Annotated in this window: 2 protein-coding genes; one reads left to right on the forward strand and one right to left on the reverse strand. The window is 42.3% G+C overall.

All coding sequences use genetic code 11. From position 1 onward, the window contains the following. The coding region (locus F6K53_RS37600) for a tetratricopeptide repeat protein (protein ID WP_293084759.1) at positions 1 to 229 on the forward strand (229 nt) is incomplete at its 5' end. A 166-nt stretch (positions 230 to 395) separates the two neighbouring features. Here F6K53_RS37600 and F6K53_RS37605 read toward each other — a convergent pair. Continuing rightward, positions 396 to 1,898, reverse strand: coding sequence for a mechanosensitive ion channel domain-containing protein (locus F6K53_RS37605; protein WP_075899520.1), 1,503 nt, complete (start codon positions 1,896 to 1,898; stop codon positions 396 to 398). Between the last annotated feature and the right edge of the window lie 413 nt (positions 1,899 to 2,311).

Below are 2,311 nucleotides of genomic sequence, written 5' to 3' on the forward strand. Positions count from 1 at the left end.
GCCTGAACAAGTTAGGGAATTAAAGTTAACAACCCAGTCAGAATTTAAGCTAGCTATAGATTACTACCGAACTCAAGAATTTGAAAAAGCTAAAGCGTGTTTTAATCAAGTGTTAGCTGTCAATCCTAACGATAAGACAGCATTATTGTATGTAGACCGAATTAATCAATTAATGGTGCAAGGGGTACCGCAGAATTGGGATGGGGTGTGGCGGTTTACCCAGAAATAGCAAGGGTGCATCTCATATTTGTAACAAAGAAGGCGAAGTGTTGAAAGTCTTGGAAGTGTTGGAAGTCTTGGAATTTTCTTAGAATTTTTGCCTAATTGCAAAAGCGATACAGCGCGATGCACCCAAACTTAGAAACCAAGTTGTCAAATCATTACCAACAAACCTATCAAATCCCAAATAGTGATTGAATGCGTTGGCGAATCTGATTGGTTCCACTCTCTTTTTCCTCTGTTACACCTACCGTTATTCCTAATTTCTCTAGGGTCTCCTTACGTTTGAATAATTCTTCGGAAATTTGGTCAGCTAAATCTTTGTGCTTTACCAAAAGACTCTTTAAATTTTCCCTGTCTACCACAAACAGAATCGTGTCTTCTAGGGCGCGAAGAGTAGCGGTACGGGGGGTACCCAGAAGCAAAGACATCTCTCCAATAAATTCCCCTGGCTTGCGGATGGCAATCCGTTTTCCCCTTGATTCCACAAAGACTTCAACTAAGCCAGATAGAATAATATAAAATGAATCCCCTGGGTCGTTTTCTTCACAGATTATATCCTCTGCTTTGAGCATTTGACGATATCCTTGCTGAATTATATGTCGCAGCTCGCTATCGCTACACTTTTCAAAGTAACTCACCTTCCGCAAGAGATCCCGCAGGGTCAATTTTCCTCTAGAGTTAGCTTTTACTTTGTTTTTTTTGGCAGCGGCTACAGCTTTGTTATAGAGGTATTCTTCTTGAGAATATGAGCCGTTAGCAGCACCAGTTTGTTGAGGTGTTTGTTGAGGTTTTTGTACCAGAAATTCTAAGTCCTTCAGATTTCGGATATACAGGTCTCTCTGAGGCTCGGCGTGCTCGATTCCCTGCTCACGAAGTTGTTCTTCTATCAGATAATACAAACTACTCTGAATTGATTCCATATTTGGTGGATTGTCGATCCATACTAAGAGTTCAAAATCCATGCCGTCTCCAAACCCTTTAAAATATACTTCAGGAGCAGGGGATGGTAAAACTTCTGGTTCTTTGCGAGCCGCTTTTAACAGTACCTCTGTGACCATGACTGGATCGCTTTCATCGGGAACATCAACAGGAATTCTGAGCCTAGCTCTAGGATCTTGATAAGTCCAGTTAACTACATTGTTTTCCAGGAAACTAGTATTCGGAACAATAACAAATACCCCATCATTAGTGCGGATAGTGCTGGAACGAATCGAGATTTTTTCTACAGTTCCTGAAAGTTCATCAACTTTGACATAGTCTCCCACCTTAATTGGTTTTTCAAACAGAATCGCCAGACCACTGATAAAGTTGGCGGTTAAATTCTGAAGTCCGAAGCCTAAACCAATACCCATTGCCCCTGCAAAAACAATCAGGGAACTGAGGTTAATCCCAGCCGTTTGCAGAACAATAAAAAATCCTATGACAGTTAGAACATAGCCGATCAGGGAGGACAATGCTTCGCGAGTCCCACGATCTAACCCCAAGCGAGTTAGCACCCGACGCTTAATCAGGTCCTGAAGTTTACGAGCTATATATAAGGTAACGATAGCCATTACTATGAGTTGGACTATCATAATCAGAGACAAGTCTTGGGTGCCCAGCTGAAACAGCTTGGTGGTAAACACCTTCGAGACGATGTTCCAGACTTTGCTAAGCCATTCAAAAATCACAGCCATAATTCAGTTATTTATTACTCAATCAAATTGTCACCATGCAGCGGTCAGCTAATGCGCTACGCGCACGCTACGCGAACAGCTGTTAAGTTTAATATAATTAAAGCACTTAAGAGCTAATTTATAAAGTAAATATTAAGAGCTCAAATCCCTTGACAGATATGGATTTCAGGTAAGAGGGGGTGGAACTACGCCCAATTCCTGAAACCATTGCACCCCAATTCTTATAGCCCCTAGAAGCGTGAACTAACAGTGAAGGTCTTGGATACTCAGTAGATCCCCTGTAGCAGGCTAGGGCGTGTTTTCAAAGTTTTCCGCAAGATTATGATCCCCCCCAGCCCCCCTTAAAAAAGGGGGGAGCCATACTCGCTCGTCCCCCTTTTTTAAGGGGGATAATGGGGGATCTCCGAGGCAAG

Source organism: Moorena sp. SIO4A1, assembly GCF_010672065.1.
Lineage (GTDB): Bacteria > Cyanobacteriota > Cyanobacteriia > Cyanobacteriales > Coleofasciculaceae > Moorena.

Excerpts from the sequence above, each read along its gene's own strand:
- F6K53_RS37605 (WP_075899520.1), bottom strand. The coding sequence starts at position 1,898 with ATGGCTGTGATTTTTGAATGGCTTAGCAAAGTCTGGAACATCGTCTCG.